The organism is Candidatus Pantoea formicae (assembly GCF_011752625.1).
GTDB classification, from domain to species: Bacteria; Pseudomonadota; Gammaproteobacteria; order Enterobacterales; family Enterobacteriaceae; genus Pantoea; species Pantoea formicae.
The window spans coordinates 245,391-265,560 of sequence record NZ_VWXD01000004.1; the positions used below are offsets into that span (position 1 = coordinate 245,391).

Annotated in this window: 15 protein-coding genes; all 15 read right to left on the bottom strand. The window is 52.8% G+C overall.

All coding sequences use genetic code 11. The annotated features are described in order from the left end of the window. Position 1: 1 nt before the first annotated feature. A complete protein-coding gene (locus F3J38_RS13655; protein WP_167139201.1) occupies positions 2 to 1,294 on the bottom strand; it encodes a DUF4150 domain-containing protein in 1,293 nt (430 codons plus the stop codon). Further along, complete coding sequence (locus tag F3J38_RS13660) at positions 1,287 to 2,441, bottom strand: DUF2169 family type VI secretion system accessory protein (protein WP_167139203.1); 1,155 nt, start codon at positions 2,439 to 2,441, stop codon at positions 1,287 to 1,289. Before F3J38_RS13660 ends, F3J38_RS13655 begins: the two co-directional genes overlap by 8 nt. A 2-nt stretch (positions 2,442 to 2,443) precedes the next feature. Continuing rightward, positions 2,444 to 4,582, bottom strand: a complete 2,139-nt coding sequence (locus F3J38_RS13665) for a type VI secretion system Vgr family protein (RefSeq protein ID WP_167139205.1) — start codon at positions 4,580 to 4,582, stop codon at positions 2,444 to 2,446. Between the two features lie 379 nt (positions 4,583 to 4,961). Further along, the gene (locus tag F3J38_RS13670) at positions 4,962 to 5,231 is read right to left on the bottom strand and encodes a hypothetical protein (protein WP_167139207.1); all 270 of its coding nucleotides are present in this window, start codon (positions 5,229 to 5,231) and stop codon (positions 4,962 to 4,964) included. A gap of 20 nt (positions 5,232 to 5,251) precedes the next feature. Then, positions 5,252 to 5,689, bottom strand: coding sequence for a hypothetical protein (locus F3J38_RS13675; RefSeq protein ID WP_167139209.1), 438 nt, complete (start codon positions 5,687 to 5,689; stop codon positions 5,252 to 5,254). Positions 5,690 to 6,574: 885 nt separating this feature from the next. Then, positions 6,575 to 7,660 carry an ADP-ribosylarginine hydrolase Tri1 gene (gene tri1, locus F3J38_RS13680; RefSeq protein WP_167139211.1) on the bottom strand — a complete coding sequence of 362 codons (1,086 nt, stop codon included), beginning with the start codon at positions 7,658 to 7,660 and terminating at the stop codon, positions 6,575 to 6,577. Continuing rightward, positions 7,660 to 8,973 carry a PAAR domain-containing protein gene (locus F3J38_RS13685; protein ID WP_167139213.1) on the bottom strand — a complete coding sequence of 438 codons (1,314 nt, stop codon included), beginning with the start codon at positions 8,971 to 8,973 and terminating at the stop codon, positions 7,660 to 7,662. Before F3J38_RS13685 ends, tri1 begins: the two co-directional genes overlap by 1 nt. 3 nt (positions 8,974 to 8,976) lie before the next feature. Then, positions 8,977 to 9,771, bottom strand: coding sequence for a DcrB-related protein (locus tag F3J38_RS13690; protein WP_167139215.1), 795 nt, complete (start codon positions 9,769 to 9,771; stop codon positions 8,977 to 8,979). 15 nt (positions 9,772 to 9,786) lie between these two features. Beyond that, a complete protein-coding gene (locus tag F3J38_RS13695) occupies positions 9,787 to 11,712 on the bottom strand; it encodes a type VI secretion system Vgr family protein (protein WP_167139217.1) in 1,926 nt (641 codons plus the stop codon). Between the two features lie 17 nt (positions 11,713 to 11,729). Further along, positions 11,730 to 13,160 carry a serine/threonine protein kinase gene (locus F3J38_RS13700; protein ID WP_167139219.1) on the bottom strand — a complete coding sequence of 477 codons (1,431 nt, stop codon included), beginning with the start codon at positions 13,158 to 13,160 and terminating at the stop codon, positions 11,730 to 11,732. Between the two features lie 29 nt (positions 13,161 to 13,189). Beyond that, complete coding sequence (tssH, locus tag F3J38_RS13705) at positions 13,190 to 15,796, bottom strand: type VI secretion system ATPase TssH (protein ID WP_167139221.1); 2,607 nt, start codon at positions 15,794 to 15,796, stop codon at positions 13,190 to 13,192. A 52-nt stretch (positions 15,797 to 15,848) separates the two neighbouring features. Further along, the gene (tssG, locus tag F3J38_RS13710) at positions 15,849 to 16,898 is read right to left on the bottom strand and encodes a type VI secretion system baseplate subunit TssG (protein ID WP_167139223.1); all 1,050 of its coding nucleotides are present in this window, start codon (positions 16,896 to 16,898) and stop codon (positions 15,849 to 15,851) included. Continuing rightward, positions 16,895 to 18,769: a type VI secretion system baseplate subunit TssF gene (tssF, locus tag F3J38_RS13715; RefSeq protein ID WP_167139225.1), complete on the bottom strand. Its 1,875-nt coding sequence runs from the start codon at positions 18,767 to 18,769 to the stop codon at positions 16,895 to 16,897. Before tssF ends, tssG begins: the two co-directional genes overlap by 4 nt. A 2-nt stretch (positions 18,770 to 18,771) precedes the next feature. Next, the gene (gene tssE, locus F3J38_RS13720) at positions 18,772 to 19,347 is read right to left on the bottom strand and encodes a type VI secretion system baseplate subunit TssE (RefSeq protein ID WP_167139227.1); all 576 of its coding nucleotides are present in this window, start codon (positions 19,345 to 19,347) and stop codon (positions 18,772 to 18,774) included. Further along, positions 19,337 to 20,164 carry a type VI secretion system accessory protein TagJ gene (locus F3J38_RS13725; RefSeq protein ID WP_167139229.1) on the bottom strand — a complete coding sequence of 276 codons (828 nt, stop codon included), beginning with the start codon at positions 20,162 to 20,164 and terminating at the stop codon, positions 19,337 to 19,339. Before F3J38_RS13725 ends, tssE begins: the two co-directional genes overlap by 11 nt. Positions 20,165 to 20,170: the final 6 nt, after the last annotated feature.

Here is a 20,170-nt window from a genome sequence, read left to right on the forward strand (position 1 = left end):
CTCAGAATACATCTAATATATCTTCATCGACACTTTTTTCAGCCTCAATGCAGGGTATAACTTGACTCATGAAATGTCTATTAACGGGATCTCCTTTACCGCCATCCATGTCATGTTTTAACCCAAGTGCAGAGGGCAAAGCAGCTATAACTGTACCTAGCGCAGCACCTAACGCACCCCCGACAATACCGCCGAGTAGAGCCCCAATTCCTCCTAGTGCGGCAACCAATGCAGCTCCCCATATTCCGGGCTCCTGTAGGGCAGTTAAAACCTCGCCTTTTACTCTGTAAGCGTTAATATTTTCATTTTCTGTAGTGATATTTATCGAGTTACCACCATACTTAATAATTGTATTTTTATTTAACCCTGCAGCATTGAAAGTCCAACCAGGCTTACCACTACCTCTTGAACAAGCGGATGCCATCCCGCCTCCCAACGAGTGGCCTACGCAATCAATTTTGGCAGTGCTGTTCTCCAATTGTGATGCGATTCTCACAGACTGTTTATAGTAGGGTGTAGGGATATTTATGGCTTGACGAGCATTCGCAGCCCAGTCCGGACCGGATTGTGTCCCCCTAAAAACAACTGAAGCAGACATATCATCGCCAAAAACATTTTTATCTGGGGCATAAACTTTAGCTTTAAATTGCGGAGCACCCGGCGCTTCTAGATCTCTGGGAGATAAACCATATTGCGCTAATGCTTCGGGATCATTACTAACATCTTTCCAACCATCAGGAATAGGCGGAGTTTGTTCTTTAGGGTTGCGAGGCTCATAGACATAATCTGCCAATCTCGCTTTTTCCATACCAGTATTATTTAGTTCTAATCGCTCCGCCGCAGCACGCACTTTTGGGTCTGCACTCTGCTTACCCCTAGCAATCAGCGCCTTACGCCGTTCCCACGTTTCTTTCTTTGTCAGGTGTCCACCACGCCCACCTTTAGCTTTGCCGTTCATGGCAAAGATGTCCTGCACACGGTTGACGGGGAAGCCGCCTATGTAGGTATCTGGACTGTGTTCGATCGACCAGCAATCCCCTTCGACGGTGCCACTGACCACACCTTTATTGCGCCCGGCTGCGTCACCAATGGTGGTAGGCACAAAGCTTATGTCATACACAAATGCCGGATGGCCATTAAAGCGCACGCTATCAACCGTGCTCTTCGAGGGAGAAAGTGTGGCGGTCACCGGGTAAGGCACTGGCGGCACAATTCCCGGCGTAAAACAAAGGTCTGGCAGCAGTCCTACCACCTTATAGGCGCCGTCCTTGCGAGCGGCATAGTTTTCAGCCATGGCGTTGCTCCTGCGATACAAGCGCCACCAGTGATGGCGGCAACGGGGTAAAACTGTCATCCTGCGCATCAGTCAGTTGCTTCTGAGCATGCTTAACCATCGCAGTACGTTCATCGGCAGCAATAAAACGCAATTCTGTCATCGCCGCATCTAATTGCTCCGAGAAAACAGCACGGTAGCTACAATGCACTTTACGGCTTGGCAGGTCGATAACGAGGGTGTCGAGCTGCAAATCATAGGCGACCCCAGCCCCTTGCTGCGTAGTGATGAAGGCAAATAAAGTCTCAACGGGCACAGAAAAACTGATCTCCTGCCCCGCTTTTTCCTGATGTGATATGAGGTTCTTGAGTGTTACGGGCACATGCGATAAAGGCTTAGGTAAAGGGAACTGCATCCATGGATGTGCGCCGCACCAGTAATCAAAGCGAAAATCTTCAGGTAGGAAAGGATGACGATGCTGTTTCCAGGCATCATCGTAAGTTCCGGCAAAATTAAGCCTCGGTTTCCACCCTCGCCCGTAAAATCCGAAACCTGCGGGAAGATTTTCATCGTCGATGTGCTTAATGGGCTGAGGCAACAACTCAAACTGAGGAGCGGGCACGCGTTGCAATTTCAGTTGCTTCTGTGCCTTCGAAGACAACCACCCCATACCAACATGATTTGCCGCCGAGGCAAATTCCTCGCCCTCTTCTGACCGATAAAAGCCACCCTGAGCATATTCATACCGTAGATCCAGGCTGGCTATGGCTTTGGCCTCGGTCAGTTGCCAGCTCGCCACCATTTTGCGCCATTCGCGTGGGCCATACACATTCAGCAAACGCGTGAAGTCACCTATACGTACCCCAACGGTAAACTGGCGCACCGCTTTATCTTGCGGTGCCCATGCCGTTCCGTTGATAACGACATCAAGGCGGGGCTTGTAAGGTGCCAGATCACTCTCCAGACGCACACTGCTTTTGCCCGGTTCATCGTAATACTCATCCTGTTCAACCAGTTCACCCTGATCGTCAGCTAAGGTAAGTTTGCCGTTGTTAACATCAAGGTCATAACTGACACGCGCCACCACGACACTAAAGCCGTGATCGTGCTGATCGATTGAGTCAAACAGCTGCGCAGGGAATGCGCTGTAATTAACGAAATTTTCCATAATCAGTTGATATCAATCTGCGTTCCGTCGATGTCGATAACCTTCTCACCCACCAACTTAATTTTGTTGGCGCTGAGAGTAATGGTCCCATTCTGCTCAAGCACAATCATGGATTCGCCGCACACCAGCGTAATTTTGTCCTCTGCGCTGAACTCCGCTGACGTTCCTGCTGAGAGACCGATATCACGACCGGTATTGAGTGAGTACTTCATGCCAACATTGTGCATTTGCATCGCACCCACATTGGTCATCCAGCCAGCACCGACATTAAGCACATATGCCGCCCCAATATTAGTGTTCTGTGCCAGACCAACATTCAGCATGGATGCCAGCGCAATCGTCTCGGCTTTCGCCTGATCGACTTTAAGCGTCTGATTGCCGTTAACCGTAACGGACTGATTCTGACCGATGCGCACATTTTCGTTCTGGTCGACCGTCTCGGTACGATTACTGTGAATCATGATCGTTTCGTTGCCATCCACGGTTTCAGTGCGATTCTGATGGACGGTGATGGTCTCGTTTTGATCGACCGTCTCGGTGCGATTCTTTTTCACCTCGGTGGTTTCATTACCATCAATGGTTTTGGTGCGATTGTTGCCAACGAGATGGGTCTCATCATTCTCCACCTCGGTATCCATATTCTTCTCAGCATGGAGCCAGACCTGCTCCTCACCCGCCTTATCCTCAAACCGCAGCGCATTCGCCGTGTCTGCATTACCGTCCTTCGAACGGCTCAGGAATCCCATCTGCGTCGCCGCCGCTGGCAGCGCCCACGGCGGCATGCTCGCCTCGTTGTACACCCTTCCGATTATCAGCGGACGGTCCGGGTCGCCGTTGATGAAGTCCACCACCACCTCGTCGTTCACCCTCGGTATCTGCACTCCGCCAAACCCCTGGCCCGCCCACGCGCTCGAGACGCGCACCCAGCACGAGCTGGTGTCGTCGCCCTTCGCCAGGCGGTCCCAGTGGAACTTCACCTTCACCCGGCCGTAGCGGTCCGTCCAGATGGACTCCCCCTTCGGACCTACCACCTTCGCCGTCTGCGGGCCGTGCGTCTTCGGCCACCGCGTCGCCGGCGCCGCGCGGTACGTCACTCCCGCTGGCAGCACCGTGAACGTAATGTTGTGCGTTGAGCCTTCCCCGTCGCCGCTGGCGTAGCTGTTCTCCGCGAAGTCATACTGCGCCGACGTCACCAGGTACTCGCCGTTGTCGCTGAAGTGTGGCGCGTTGATAATAGAAAAGGTAAAGCCCGGCGCGATGCCCGTGGCCGTGCCAGAACCGCTCACGCTGTGGTGCTCCACCTGCCACACCTCCTGGCGGATGCGCGTGTAAAACTCGCCGTGGCTGTGGTCCACGAAGTGACCCGGCCAGTCGTACACGTCCACCGAACCCGGCACCGGCGACGCCGGGTTCTGCCGCGCCTGCAGCATCCACGCGTTCGGCTTGCGGAAGTCGTAATCGTCCGTGCTGTACATCCCCGGCGTCACGCTCTCCTCAAGCGACCACTGGCTGATGCCCTCCTCCGTCACGCTCCCGCCCGACGGCGTCACGTGGTATGCAATCGTCTCGTAGCCCGGGAACGCCTGGTGCTGGTCCGCCGCGTCGCACAGCACCATCACGTGACGCTCCGCCTCGTGCCGGAAGCCGTAGTAAATCCCCTCCAGCTCCATCAGCCGGCTGATGAAGTCAAAGCTGCTCTCCTGGTACTGCACGCAGTATTCCCACACCCGGTAGCTGCCGCTCAGCCGCGACTCCACGTTCACCCCGTACTCCTTGAGCAGCGTCTGCACTATCTGCGGCACCGTCTGCCCCTGGAAGATGCGCAGGTTGCGGTCCCGCTTCATCGGCCACAGGTCCGGCTCCACCGTCAGCGCGTACACCGCGTAGCGCGTGCCGTTCAGCTCCTCGCTACGCACCGACACCCGGGTGATTTTGCCGTTCAGGTAGCGCGGGTTCAGCAGGCTCTGCGTCGGCAGCGTGAACGTCACCGGCTGCCCCAGCAGCGCGTGGCGGTCTACCCGCGCGTCGGTAGACAGCAGCTCCGCCTCCAGCGTAAATGAGTGGGAGAGCGCCTCGGTGCCCTTCAGTTTCCAGAACAGCAGGCCGTCCATCGGCAGCTGTGCGGTGATGCGTGAGAACATATGTAGATTCCGTAACTTATTGGATTGATGGGCTGCCCTGAAAGACGGGCAACTTTAATGTGCAGAAAAAGGCGAAAACAGCCATATATTGTTCTGGCCGGAAATCAGACCTGATAAAAATGGCAGTGTTGAAGATTTTTTCTGGTCGCATCCTGTCGCGTTGACAGGACAACCAGGTTATTACCGCTCCGGAGCTTTGTCATGACAATCTGATATAGCTTGTATTTATAATACATCACACCCTGGAACATAAATATTCAGCGTTTTGGGGTAAATATATCCGCGAAAAATACTGTTTTCCGATACGTTACCGACAAGACGGCATTGCAGGAATTTCTCGCCCATCATGGCAAGTTTTTTAACAGCCAGTCAGACGCATTCATTTCCCACTGGCAGCGTCATATGCGGCCAAAATTTCCAGACAGGGTGAGTTATCCGTGGTTAAATAGCGTCCGATATTGGTTAAACCACCATCATGGAAGGTAACCAGTTCCAGTTCCGCTGGCCTGAGGCTTTTTGGCAGTACAACCCAGTAATGCAGCATTTCTTCTCTGGCCGATGTATAAAGGCATTTCCAGAAGCGCTGTTTGCTCTCTTCTTTAGAGAAACCCGGCGTAAGGGGAAAAGCATAGTCCATATCAATATTCATAGCTTGTTTCTCCTCATGATTTAATTCGCCAGCCAGATACCGTAATAAATCACTATAGATCCAAGAGAAACCACGCATTTTGCAAAGATCAGCATACCAGGCACCAACTTACTGACAGCCGGTGAAAATCGGGTATAATTATCAGCATTATATTTCTTATGAAAGTCCATAATGCCACTGAATAAAGTGCAAATCATTACAATCATATACTTCATACCAAGAATAAATATAAAAGAAACACCTATTTCCTCCATCAAATCCCCAGCAAGATCATTGCTGAACCCAGGAATAATTAACACTACTCCTTTAAGCACAAAGGCAAGCAATACAATACCAACCAGGACAGCTATAAACTTCTTAACAAATCCTGCCCATTCTTTTTTATTATAAAAATCCTTTCCGTTCCAAACATAATATACTGTTACAACCCAAAAAAAGAAAAATGCCAAATATTTCATGTATAAATTGACCTCATATTTACTTATCCGCCAATTAAAACCGTTACGCAACCGTCGATGATAGCACCACCACCGCCTCCTTTCTCGGAATTAACCCCCATTCCTTTCTAATAATAAAATCTCGTAGGAGTATTTATGAAAAATTCCAAATCCACTTCGCCCGCTAATCCCAATAATACAGCAAACTGCCATTGTCTTTTAGCGTGACTGAATAATCTGTTTCATCAAAATAAGCAGCAGTGCCTGTTGACGCACCTACCTGCGCGTCGGTGGAGAGCAACTCCGCCTCAGCGTAAATGGGTGGGAAAGCGCCTCGGTGCCCTTCCGTTTCCAGAACAGCAGGCCGTCCATCGACAGCTATGCGGTGATGCGTGAGAATATTAGTAGATTCCGTAACTTATTTAAGAGGTTAAGTTATGATGGGAGATCAAACGTGCGGATTTGAATTGCCAGCTCAGAAAGCGTTGTATAAAAGCCAACGCCCGGTCTTATAACGTTTTTTTAATTCATAGTCGGGATCTGTCTGATCGAGGTGGAATATTTTAAGTCTCCCGCCTGTTTGAGATGCTGTGTAATTTGCATAAAAAAAGACTTAGCCATCTCAAAATATGCTGTATCGAACTCTTTATTTAATTGGTAACCAAAGTTCACTTTTGAATAGTGAGATTTATTTTAGTCGATCACGATCAAAATACGCCTCATGCATTTCACTTGATTAAATTACTCGATCAGCATTTAATAAATAGCCCCCCCTTCCTTTATCATGTAAATGGCATATTTTACATCACCAAACAAGTAAATCCTTTCGAGATCTAATTAAATTCTAATTTATTTCGATCTGGATTATTCATCTCCACATGAATAAAAACTCAGACCCCAAATAAACTAGTCTATTTCATCTGGTGACAACATGAAAATCTTTTCGGCAAAGTCGATGATTTTTTCTTTATAAACTATTTTATCGATCCATTCTTTCGGAATAGCTGAGAAACCATATAAAGCACCAGCAAGCTGACCTGCAGTAGCTGCTACGCTGTCTGCGTCGTCAGCAAGATTTGCAGCTAGCAAAACGGCATCCTTAAAGGTATTAGTATTCCAAACAGCCCATAATGCCGCTTCTAAAGTGTCAATGACGTAACCTGTTGATCTAATTTGATCGCGAGATTTCAGTTTATACTCACCAGCGTTAATTATTAATATGCGAACTAGCGCTGACATTTTATGTGCAGAAAAAGCCTCTTCCTTACTATACCCATTGAGTAGATAATGCAGAACAACATTTAAAAACTGACATGCATTAATCGATTCCGGTGCGGAATGGGTCGCCATGCTCTGAATACCCGCATCTCGCCATCCATCAACAAAAGATTTCCTTCTAAAAATAGCTACTGGAGCATGACGTATCAGAGCTGCATTACCCGCTGAATCTGGAGATGTATTACCTACCCAATCAGGGCCATTAGATATTACTTGTTCCAAAGCAAAACGAGTTGCATTTCCTATATCAAAACAGGTTCCATTTGAACTATTATGTCCATTTTTATACCAATCAATTAATTTAGCTCTAAAAAAATCGGTATCACAAAATCCTTTATTTATATAAGTTTCAGCCAAGCATAGCGCCATTGAAGTATCATCGGTCCACTCTCCTGCATTAAGATTAAAAGGCCCTCCTCCAATCATATCATTAATTTTATATTTATCTCGAAGCTGGAATTCGAGAGTTGTTCCTACAGCGTCACCTACAGCAAGCCCAAAAAGCAACCCTTTTGCTTTATCTAATGCATCCTGGTCAGAGTTCTTTTGTTTTACTGTCTGCATCCACTCAGGTTTACTCTGTACCTCATCAGGCATTGGCTGCGGATCATAAGACATTCTATTTTTCATTTGCCGTGAGGCTTCTGGAACCAAAGCAGCATATTTTCTGGCATAAATTTTAAGTTCAAAATCTGACATTCTTAGGTCGATCATTATAACTCCTCATAATTCAAGAAAATCTGCCCATCTACATCCACACGATTTACTACTTTAAATTTAGTGCCGGGTGGGTATAAAACTTCAGCTTCATTGGGATATTGTGAAAGAAAGTTTATGTCTTTTCCAGAAGTTCCTTTGATGTTAATGTTGATATTTCCAGCAAATGGCTCTTTAGCTGATGTACTCATGAAGGCAGGATCAGATACAACATTTCCAATTTGATTTTGATTCAACACTGATGAGGGTAATTCCGATATGCCTCTGGATGTTTCTCCTGCATACGTTGGTAGCTTTAAAAGGCCTTCGGTTGCATGATCAGCAAATGCTTCTAAGTTTGGAGTTAATTCAGTTGTGCCACGTAAAGCTGGATTAATTGCAGAATAACCTTCATTGGTAGTATAACCATAGAGTGCACCAATTTGATCATCTGATAACTTTGTCAACAATTTAGGTGCATTTTTGAGTGCGTTTGCTTTACCTTGAGCAATCCAAGCATCAGCGGTATCTTTACCTACAGCTTCTGCTAAGGTCATTTTAGGTTCTGTGAAATTCTCAACGATGATTTTTGAATTTTCAACTCGCCAGCCATCAAACTTCATCCCCCCCTTGCTGCCAGCAGCACCACCGATGAAGCTTCCCGCCAGCATAGACCATTTCTGGCCATCAGAGCCCTCGCCGAAGAGTTTTCCACCGAGCCAACTACCGGCATAACCACCACCCAGCGCGCCTGCCAATCCAAGTAAAGCTATAGCTGGCGAAGCCAGTACGCCCACAGCGGCCGTACCTATACCCATCATTATCCAGTTAACCCAGTCGGGAATTTCCGGGTTAATGTCGTCGGTCTGGTACTTCCCTCCGCCTATAAAAACATTCGAGGATCCGCTGGCAATCTCTGCACTACAGGTTAGACGGTCACCGATACGGGCAGCCGGGTAATTATTGATAAAAACCTTGTCTGAACCTTCTGCTACCAGTTGCAGCGAACCACTGTGTTCATCACAGTTGCCTTTCGATAAATGGGCACGTATTGCAGGTCTGCTGTTAATAAAAACGTTAGGAGAGCCTGACACGAGCTTACCGGTGTTGTGTCGTGGTGCCCAGGACATACTACCCAGTACCTCGCCTATCCCTCCTGCTGCACAGGCACCTGCCGCAGCGGCTGATACGGCGATCAACGCCGCACCTCCGGTTACAACAACTGCTGCAGCACCCAGTATTGCTCCACCGATCAGGCCTGCGATCATCCATCCCTTGGATGCAGTATGCGCTATGTCATCCTGCTCTCGCGCAGCATTGAATTCCGCCATAGCTTACACATCCTTATGCCTCTGTAAAAAAGCCCTGATTTGCTCTTCGCTGTTTAACTCGTCAGGCCCTTCAAATTGCTTAACAACGTCAATCACGCCAGATAGAGATGAATTGTGCCTTCCCGGTGACGTCCACAACGCGTAACGTAGTGGTTCTTGATCATTCAGCGCCGCAATATGTAGTGACTGACCCGCTGAATTAAAAAATAAGTAATGTCCATTCAGTGCTCTCTTTAAATCAACATGCTGATAGAGTGAGTTGACCGTTTCATGAGCAGTGAGGATTTTGGTGTCATTATCGAGAGAGAAAAAAGTATCGGTAGAGTCGGGTGATATGGGGAGGGGTTCAATATCACTTTCAGAATGATTGAAACGGATACTGTTGATGATCGTCTGATACTGTTTTTGATAATATTCACCGAATTTCCCTGGGCAGGTTCCGATATAACAGACCACCTTCTTCCCACTCAGCTCTTCATCAAGCAGAATTACGGTCTGCTTCTGCCATATCTGAACGCCACCATTTTCAAAATGATAAAAGAGCTCAACAGCGGACAAGCCATCAACCGTGATAACTTTTGATGTAATGCTGGTGAATGCCTCAACAGTCGTGCCCATTTCTTTTAGGATTCTTGCAGCAACTTTCTGCACAGTATCATCATGGGATGCCGAAGCCCGTGATACCACAAAAGTGAACTCGCTGGCATTATTCTCGCTGAGTGTGAATAAATTCATTGTGCGGTCTTTAAATATATCGGGCAACTCTAACGAGGCTTCCTGAAGAGTATAAATAGCCATAGTTATTCCTTAACATTACTCTGAAGATGAGAAATAATTTTCAATCTCGTTTTTAATGGTATCTTTATGCCCCCCACCAGGAGAGACAATTGCAGCGGTTCCGCCCGAAGGATTTAAATGGAGTTCACCACTCTTCGTATTAATCTCACCTTTGCTATCCACCGTAAGATTAAAATTCTTGCCGATGAAATTGATCTCACCTTCTTTGGTCAACTCAATCGCACTGAGTCCGCATTCAATACGGATACTTTCACCTGCGGCTATGACATAGGAGGCTAAACTGCTTTCTGTGCGGCTTCCGGTTGTCAGAGTCTTGCTGTTTCCCTGTGTGCCAATGGTATGATCGCCCTGTACACGGGTTTCATGGTTAGCCCCAACGGCTACCGTCTGGTTATTCACTACGCTGTGAGTTTCATCATTCTTAACGTGTGTATCCATATTTCTTTCGGCCTGAATCCACACCTGCTCCTCACCCGCCTTATCCTCAAACCTCAGCGCGTTCGCTGTGTCCGCATTACCGTCCTTCGAACGGCTCAGGAATCCCATCTGCGTCGCCGCCGCCGGCAGCGCCCACGGCGGCATGCTCGCCTCGTTGTACACCCTGCCGATTATCAGCGGGCGGTCCGGGTCGCCGTTGATGAAGTCCACCACCACCTCGTCGTTCACCCTCGGTATCTGCACCCCGCCAAACCCCTGGCCCGCCCACGCGCTCGAGACGCGCACCCAGCACGAGCTGGTGTCGTCGCCCTTCGCCAGCCGGTCCCAGTGGAACTTCACCTTCACCCGGCCGTAGCGGTCCGTCCAGATGGACTCCCCCTTCGGACCCACCACCTTTGCCGTCTGCGGGCCGTGCGTCTTCGGCCACCGCGTCGCCGGCGCCGCGCGGTACGTCACCGACGACGGCAGCACCCTGAACGCGATGTTGTGCCGGGAGTCATCCCCGTCACCGCTGGCGTAGCTGTTCTCCGCGAAGTCATAGGTCGCCGACGTCACCAGGTACTCACCGTTGTCGCTGAAGTGCGGCGCGTTGATAACCGAAAAGGTAAAGCCCGGCGCGATGCCCGTCGCCGTGCCAGAACCGCTCACGCTGTGGTGCTCCACCTGCCACACCTCCTGGCGGATGCGCGTGTAAAACTCGCCGTGGCTGTGGTCCACGAAGTGACCCGGCCAGTCGTACACGTCCACCGAACCCGGCACCGGCGACGCCGGGTTCTGCCGCGCCTGCAGCATCCACGCGTTCGGCTTGCGGAAGTCGTAATCGTCCGTGCTGTACATCCCCGGCGTCACGCTCTCCTCAAGCGACCACTGGCTGATGCCCTCCTCCGTCACGCTCCCGCCCGACGGCGTCACGTGGTATGCAATCGTCTCGTAGCCCGGGAACGCCTGGTGCTGGTCCGCCGCGTCGCACAGCACCATCACGTGACGCTCCGCCTCGTGCCGGAAGCCGTAGTAAATCCCCTCCAGCTCCATCAGCCGGCTGATGAAGTCAAAGCTGCTCTCCTGGTACTGCACGCAGTATTCCCACACCCGGTAGCTGCCGCTCAGCCGCGACTCCACGTTCACCCCGTACTCCTTGAGCAGCGTCTGCACTATCTGCGGCACCGTCTGCCCCTGGAAGATGCGCAGGTTGCGGTCCCGCTTCATCGGCCACAGGTCCGGCTCCACCGTCAGCGCGTACACCGCGTAGCGCGTGCCGTTCAGCTCCTCGCTACGCACCGACACCCGGGTGATTTTGCCGTTCAGGTAGCGCGGGTTCAGCAGGCTCTGCGTCGGCAGCGTGAACGTCACCGGCTGCCCCAGCAGCGCGTGGCGGTCTACCCGCGCGTCGGTAGACAGCAGCTCCGCCTCCAGCGTAAATGAGTGGGAGAGCGCCTCGGTGCCCTTCAGTTTCCAGAACAGCAGGCCGTCCATCGGCAGCTGTGCGGTGATGCGTGAGAACATATGTAAGTCCCTAACAATTAACTTTGTGGATCGAGCAACCAGACGCCTTCCTGGCTAATCTGCAAGGTTTGCTGACGCGTGCCAGTCTGGCCGCTTATGGCGAAGGTGTAAGAACCGGGTGCCAACTGTAACGAGGCGAAGCCATTGGTCGCCGGTACCAGTGCCTGAGATTTTCCATTCACCTGCACATGCTCGCCCTGCTGCAGCTTTATATATACCTGCGCAACCGGTTCGGCTGGCACAGGCGCAGGTTCGGCCCTAGGTGGCGTGGCGGGGGCAACGGGGGGGGATTCAACAGGTGCTGGCGTCGTTGACGGTGCGCTAACCTGAGCCGTTTCAACGGCAGGAGCATCTTCACTGCCGCCAGACACCATCAGACCGACACAGAGCCCCACCAGCACACCGGCAGCCACTAAACCCGGCAACGCGAATCGATGGCGCAGTAACGCTTTGACAGGTGAGACGGCAGCTTCCTCTTCCGCTTCCTCAATTGGCACCAACATGGTGCCTGGTCCGCTGATTTTGGCACTCAGTACAGGCTCGGACTCGCGTTCTGGCAGCGCCATCAGCTCGGCAAAAGCATCAATACTCTGCGGGCGATCTTCAGGCTTGAGCGCCAATGCATGGTCGACCGCACTCAACAACGCGGGTGAGAAGCCGGGTAGGCGACGCGGCGCCAGTGGCAGGTAGTTATCCTCAATGCTGCGCACCACACTGACTGGCGGCGGTGCGCCAGTAATCAAGGTATGAAGAACGGCACCCAATGCGTAGATATCCGTCCAGGCCCCCTGCTCGCTTTCATCGTTGTCGCTGTACTGCTCGATCGGCGCATAACCCGGCCGCAGCATGGTTTCGCTCTCATCGGACAGATTGCCGATGGTTTTACGTGCGGAACCAAAATCGAGCAGCACGGGCTCGCCGTTGCTTTGGATCTGAATGTTATCTAACGAGATGTCACGATGCAGATAACCGGCTTCGTGAATGGTTTTGATGGCACCCAATAATGGCGGCAGTAAGCGGCGAATCCAGGTTTCATCAACCAACCGCGGATTACGCTCACGAAAGTTCGACAGTGTGGTGCCGCTGTAAAACACCGTGCCCATATAGGCGGTATCGTTCTGTACCCAGAAACGCAGCACATGCAGTAAGTTAGGATGGTTAAATCGCGCCAGCAAACGCGCTTCCTGAATAAAACTGTTTAAACCGGCATGGAAAGTTTTACTGAGACGCTCACTGCGCAGCACCAGGTTGAGATCGTCACTGCGCACCGCCAGTGAGGCAGGCATAAACTCTTTGATTGCGATATCGCGTTCGAGTTGATGGTCCCAGGCTCGATAGACAATGCCAAAGCCGCCACCACCGATAACTTCTTTAATTTCAAACTCATTGAAACGGTATCCCAGCGGCAAGGCATTGGGTACGTTCAGGGTATTATCGTGTTCCGACATATTCGAAAACTCTCTGAGAACTAACGGCTTTAAACATCGAACTGGCAAACAAACTCGCCTTGCTCACAACGCACCTGCACGCGACGATAGCGTTCATCGCGGGCATGGGCGCTGAGCAACATCTGGCTCATCTGCGGCAACAGGGTATTCGTGAGGATGGCATCGACCATGCGGCCGCCTGATTCCACCTCGGTACAACGCTGAACAATCTGGCTCACGACAGAGGCATCAATCTCGGCCTCAATGCTGTGGTTGTCTGCCAGACGACGAACAATGCGCGCCAACTGCAATTGCACAATCTCAGCCAGCATGGCATCGCTCAGGGGGTAATACGGCACCACCAGCAGACGACCGAGCAGCGCAGGCGGGAACACCTCCAGCAGGGGTTTGCGCAGGGCGGTGCTGAGCGCTTCAGGCTCGGGCATTAACTCAGGATCAGCGCACAGCGCACTGATCAACTGCGTACCGACATTGGAGGTGAGAATGATGATGGTGTTGCGGAAGTCGATGTGGCGGCCTTCGCCATCCTCCATCCAGCCTTTATCAAACACCTGGAAGAATAACTCGTGTACATCGGGATGGGCTTTCTCAATCTCATCCAGCAAGACAACGCTGTAAGGCCGACGGCGCACGGCTTCGGTCAGCACACCGCCCTCGCCGTAGCCAACGTAGCCCGGAGGCGCTCCCTTTAAGGTCGAAACCGTGTGCGCTTCCTGGAACTCACTCATGTTGATGGTGATGATGTTCTGCTCACCGCCATACAAAGACTCGGCCAGGGCCAGCGCGGTCTCAGTTTTACCCACGCCCGAAGGGCCACACAGCATGAACACGCCCACGGGCTTGTTGGGATTGTCGAGACGCGCGCGTGAGGTACGCACACGTTTCGCGATCAAATCCAAACCGTGACGCTGACCTATGACGCGCTGATTCAAGGTGTCAGCGAGGTTCAACACCGCGTCGATCTCATTTTTCACCATGCGGCCCAGGGGGATCCCGGTCCAGTCTGAGACCACGGCAGCCACCACGCTGGCATCCACGGCGGCAAACAGCAGAGGTGCTTCACCCTGCACTTCACACAACTGCTGCTGCGTGCTATCCAATGCCTCGCGCAGCCCAGCTTCACCTTCCACCACACAGCGTGCGCGTAGAGCTATCAGTTGCTCTACCAGCTCACGCTCTTGTTGCCAGCGTTGTTCAAGTGCATCACGTTCAGCTTCCAGCTCAACACGCTGTGCTGCCATCTCTTGCTGACGCGCCACATCGCCCAAACCAACAGTGATTTCACGTGCAATGATTTCCGCTTCGATGTCGAGCGCCGCCAGACGATGTAAACAATCTTCCAGTGCCGCAGGCTGAGCACCTTGGCTTACCGCCACACGCGCACAGGCCGTATCCAGCAATGCCACCGCTTTATCCGGTAACTGGCGGGCGGGAATATAGCGATGCGATAGCTTGACTGCGGCGCTGACCGCTTCATCCAGCAGTAATACCTGATGATGTTTTTCCAAAGCACTCACGGTGCTGCGCAGCATCAGAATCGCTTTGGCTTCATCCGGCTCCTGCACCTGAACGGTCTGGAATCGGCGCGTCAGTGCCGGATCTTTCTCGATATATTTTTTATATTCAGCCCAGGTGGTGGCTCCGATGGTGCGCAGCTGCCCGCGCGCCAGTGCTGGTTTTAACAGGTTGGCGGCATCACCTGTGCCCTGCTGTCCACCCGCCCCTACCAGCGTATGAATCTCATCCACAAACAGCACAATCGGCGTGGGGCTGGATTGCACGTCATTGATCAGTGCCTGCAAACGCGCCTCGAACTCGCCTTTCATTCCGGCACCCGCCTGTAGCATGCCGATATCCAGCAGCCACAGTTGCACATCACGCAGTGGCGCAGGAACATCGCCTGCGGCAATGCGCAGAGCCAGACCTTCCACCACCGCGGTTTTACCGACACCGGCTTCCCCCGTCAGCAATGGGTTGTTTTGACGGCGACGCATCAAGATATCCACCATCTGACGGATCTCTTCGTCGCGTCCAGTCACAGGATCGATGCGGCCTTCACGGGCACGCGCGGTGAGGTCCTGGCCGTACTGAGCCAAGGTATTTGTACCTGCAGGCGGGGCGACGTTTTCAGCATTGGGCTGTATCGCAGTCTGCTGCGCTTCTTTGCTGCTGCCCAGCACGTGATCGAACTGCTCCAACAACGCATCGGCATTGATGCGAGCGAATTGCGGTGAGATGCCCTTTAACACACTGGCGAGGTTGAAGGTTTTTAGCATACCGATCAGCAGATGGCCGCCACGTATGCGCGTGGCACCGTATTTGAGCGAGGCGTAAACCCAGGCTCGCTCCACTGCACTATCAATGTGTTCAGCGAGATCGGAAACGGCACTTGCACCGCGTGGCAGGCGGTCAAGGGCGGCAACGACATCTCGCGTCAGCGCGTTTTCATCCAGTGAAAAATGGCTGATTACCCGCTGCAGGTCGCCCTCTTGCTGCTGCATCAACTGATGTAACCAATGCACCAATTCAACATAAGGGTTGCCGCGCAACTTACAAAAAGCGGTCGCGCTTTCCAGCGAGGTAAATAACAGCGTATCCAATTTGCCGAACAATACGGCACGGCTGATTTCAGACATAGTGAGTCTCTTTGATGTAAGAAGCAGGCGGTAAAGCAGAAAAGGGGATGGGCTAGCGTGCTGCGGCCTCAACCTCAAAAACAAAATCGTCGCGATCTTGCGGCTGTGGACGTTGCCCCAGCCAACTGGTGTAGCCGAGCCGACTGTTGCCGCTCAACTTCACGCCCTGTACCTCGTCCGCAGCCAGAATGAGCGTGAGATCCCATTGCATCTCAATGCCAAGGTAGTGACGAACCCAGTCGCGGACTTCACGTGCGCCCGGTGCATCCGGCAGGAAGTGGGCATATTGTTCCGCACTGAGCGGCCCCATACGCAAACGAAACCGATGTTGAACATCGCGCACGGCAATGCCGAGAAACCCGGATTGCCCCAAGCGCGGCATGTGCCTTCCCGCACCTAAACGCGCCTGATCGCGCTTATCCAGAGAGAGCCATTGCGGCACATTCTCTTCAATCGCCACCGGAACGCCAAAATAGAGGCGCAGAATACGGACTAACCCTTCTGCATCGTGGCCATGACGGCTTAGGTGGCCCACCAACATCAATCGCGCATGCAGGCTGAGTGAACTGCCCTGCTGCTGAGCAGGCAATCCAAGACCAGAGAGGCATGCCAGGTAGTTGCGGAAGCGACTGTCATCACTGCGATCCAGTGATGCCGTCGGCTGAGCATCGGCCCAGGCGCGATAAAACAACAAGGCAGCACGATGATGGAACAGATCGGCAAAAGCCGCGAAGCTATGGTCCTGATGGTGCACGATACGTTCGTATACATACTCGGTCAGGTGCGTCGGCAGCGGCCCGTTGGGACCAAACAAGCCAAAGCTGTAAAGGGATACCTGATGACGACCGTCCTGTTCACGCTGACTGACTTTTGCCAGCGCCGCGGGTGCGAAAGCCAGCGAAGGCGTTTGCCCAATGCGTATCGCTTCAAATTTTGGCAGTGGCGCACGACCTAGCGCATAGCGCTGACCACTCTGCGCATCCACTTTGCGCAATAACTGAAAGAGATCGTAGCGCCACGGCGCGGTCATCACGGCCCGCCAGAAATCATCTGGCAGGCGCGTGGCACGCTGTAATGGAATCACTTGCGCAGGTTCACTCATATCAGCGCCTTCTTGCCCATGCGTGGCGGCCAGTAACCGACTTCACCACGCTGCTGGCTGTTCAGGGTGAACTCCGTGAAACTGTTTAACGCCACTAACCGTGCGAAGACGCGCTCTAGCACACTGCCCAGTAACCAGGGACTGGCCCCTGAGAAGGCCTGCTCATCCACCTCCAGCGTAATACTGACACCGCGCGCAAAGACCACCGGACCCGGTTCAGGTACGCGGCGATTAACTGCGTTCAACTGGCAATGGCGAATGCCTTCAATCTGACGCGAAACGGGAGCTTCGGCTAAGTTAGCGTACAGGCTGAGGAGCTGGCGCAGTGCGGCAGCACCCTCACCTTCTTCACTGTCCATCAGGCTGAGATAGTTCATTTGCAGATGGCTGATCAACCGCCAGGAAGAGAGACCTTCGGCCAACGCCGGACGCGGTGGCGTCGGCCCTTTACGCAGCCGTAGCTGACCAACGGGGATCGAATCTGGCATGACAAAATTGCCCTGCTCTTGCTGTAACAACATCAGCGGCAAATCACGGCTGGTACACATCACATCGGCGGAGAGATAGCGCAGGTCATCGCGCCACGGCGTGTGCTGCTCATCCACCAGCGAGAGGAAGACTTCCGAACCGATGTAGCCAGTGCGCGTGCCGTAGCGCTGGGCATGCTCGGACAGCGTACGTTGTTCGCGGCGCAGTGAGAAATAGGCTCCGTAATCACCGCCGTCACCACTGAAAGTGCTCCAGAAGGGACGGAAGACCTGCTCTTCACGCTTGCCTTCAACGGTGGCAAACAGACGCTTAACCGAGTGCACTTCATAATCCAACGGGCGAATATTATCGACCACCAGATGGTATTCATGCTGGCTGTCGCTGACCTTTAATCGCTCCGCCGTCTTCGGGAACAGGTTGATCACCGGCGTGCAATGTAAGGCCAGATGGCTGGCATCTACCACGCTCTCGAGTGCGCTATCCGCCACGTCCAGTAACACTATGATGTCAAAAGCCTGGGCACTGTCGCATTGGCGAATGAAAGGAGAGAGCTGACGCAAACTGATGAACTGAAAACGCGCCGGGAACGCAAAATACTCTTGCAGTAACCGATAGCCGTCGAAGTTGCGTAAATCGTCAGGCAGTAATGCTTGTTCAGGTGCAAACCCTTCTTGCTGCAAGGCGTCATCGCCCAACACGCGACGAATCGGCTTTTTCTCCACGGACTGCACCAGAATGCCCACGCGATGCTGCATCAGCAGCTCCAGCAGCTTCAGCGCCTGAATATCCGGGCCGCTCAAGTAGAACATCACATCATCCAGCTTCAGCTGGTCCAGAGAGGAGATGCCTTCGCACTCAATGCGGATACGCAGCGCGCTAGCTGCGCCAATGCCACTGAGTTTGAATTCGCTGAGTGGAATATCCGCAGGGACGCCGCCAAGCGACACCTCGCTGATGTGCAGGGGTTGCAGCATCACATCGTGCGCCGTGGTATAGCTGCAGGTGACGCCGCTTTTCTTCAGATGCTGGCTCTCCATCATGGTGCCGCGCGGTACCATGAAGCCATTGCTGATATCCCCCTTTTGCGTGTCGGGCGTCAGTTGCGCGATAGCCATCGAAGGGGTGGGCGAAAGGTAGCCTGGCGCAATCATTTCCAGCATACGCTGTGAAAAACGCGGAAACTCGGCATCCATTTTCAGCTGCACGCGCGAGGTCAGAAAGGCAAAACCCTCCATCATGCGCTCAACGTATGGGTCAGCGACCTCTATACCGCGCATCCCCAAACGCCCAGCCACTTTGGGATAATGCGCAGCAAACTCCGCGCCCATCTCACGCAGATAAGCGAGTTCGCGGTTGTAATAATCGAGCAGTTTGCTGTCCATGATTAGCCTGCATCCAATAGTTCGAAATGACCGCTTTCCAGGTCAACTTGCGTACGGAAGAGAAACTCCAGCGGATAAGGCACGCACCACAGCCGCCCTTTAATCTCAATCGACAACATGTTGTGCAAACTGAGTGATTTCAGGTCGCTAACGCACCTCACCTGTAAGCCTTGCGGCAGAATGCGCGGCTCGTAATGCAGAATGGCATCGGTCATTTTGCGCTGCATATCCTGCCATTCAATGTCCGAGATGTTCTGACCGGCCAGCGGTGCCACACCAAAATTCCACACCGAGCGCTGCACATCGCCATACGCACTGAGATCTTGCTGCGCTTCATTGTTGATGGTGTTAAACAACCACTGCAAATCACGCAGAACATTGCGCCGTAGCGTGTTATGGGTGATTAACATGCTGTTGGTGGGTTCATGGGTTTTGTCTGGCGAGTGGTCAGTCAAACGATCCAGCAGCGATGACTGCAGCTTGTCGCGTGCGGTTAAGGCGTCGCGATTTTTACGTGAACGATAGCCGCCGTGTAATTGGGCGTAACCATCATTCTGCGTGCTTTGATCACTGCTCATCGGCTGGCTCGATGTCATCGAAAGTGAGATGTTGCAACGTCAATAACGGGTGTTCCGCACTGTCGCTCAACCATACTTTCTGGCCGTGACCGATAAACTGGCTGTTATCCACGTCCAGTGCTTGCCACTCCGTCACGCTGGCGCGCAGATAGCGCTCATCAGCACCTGCCAGCAACGGATAGCGCGCCGGAATTTGGCACACTTGTTCACTGCCATCGACCAACTGCACCCGCGTGTGACGCCACACCAGATCGGTGACGCCACTGAGTGGCTGGAACTGCATTTCGCGGATGGCGGCAAACGGAATCCAGTAATAGCGGCCATTGGCGATAACTTCGCATACCGGGCCAAAACGACTGTCGCCGTCCATCAGCCAGGCAAAATCTGTGGCGTGCGCCTGCTGTTGAAGCGAACCGGGGTTGGCTTCGGCCTGATTCAAGGCTTCCATGCGCATCCCAGTGGCTTGAGCATGCTCGCCTGCAAGGTCTGCACGCAGTGCCGCCAGCAACATTTCACACCATGACCAACTGCTGCCGGGCAATTGTGGTTCAGCTTCGCCTTTCAGCACCGCTTCACGTAGCTGCTCACCGGCAATCGCCTGCTGCAATAAGTTGACAGTGGGCTGGGCCTGCGGCGTCATCGCTAACCAGGATTGCAATTGCGTCTGTGCACGTGACCAGTTGCCTGCCAGACACAACATTTGCACAAAGGCGGCACGCAGATCGGCATCTGCCGGATTGGCCTGAATTTGACGGGTGATATCGGCCAGATTGTCCGCTAATGGACTGTTCGCCAGGCGCTGTTGTAACGTCTCCATGCAATC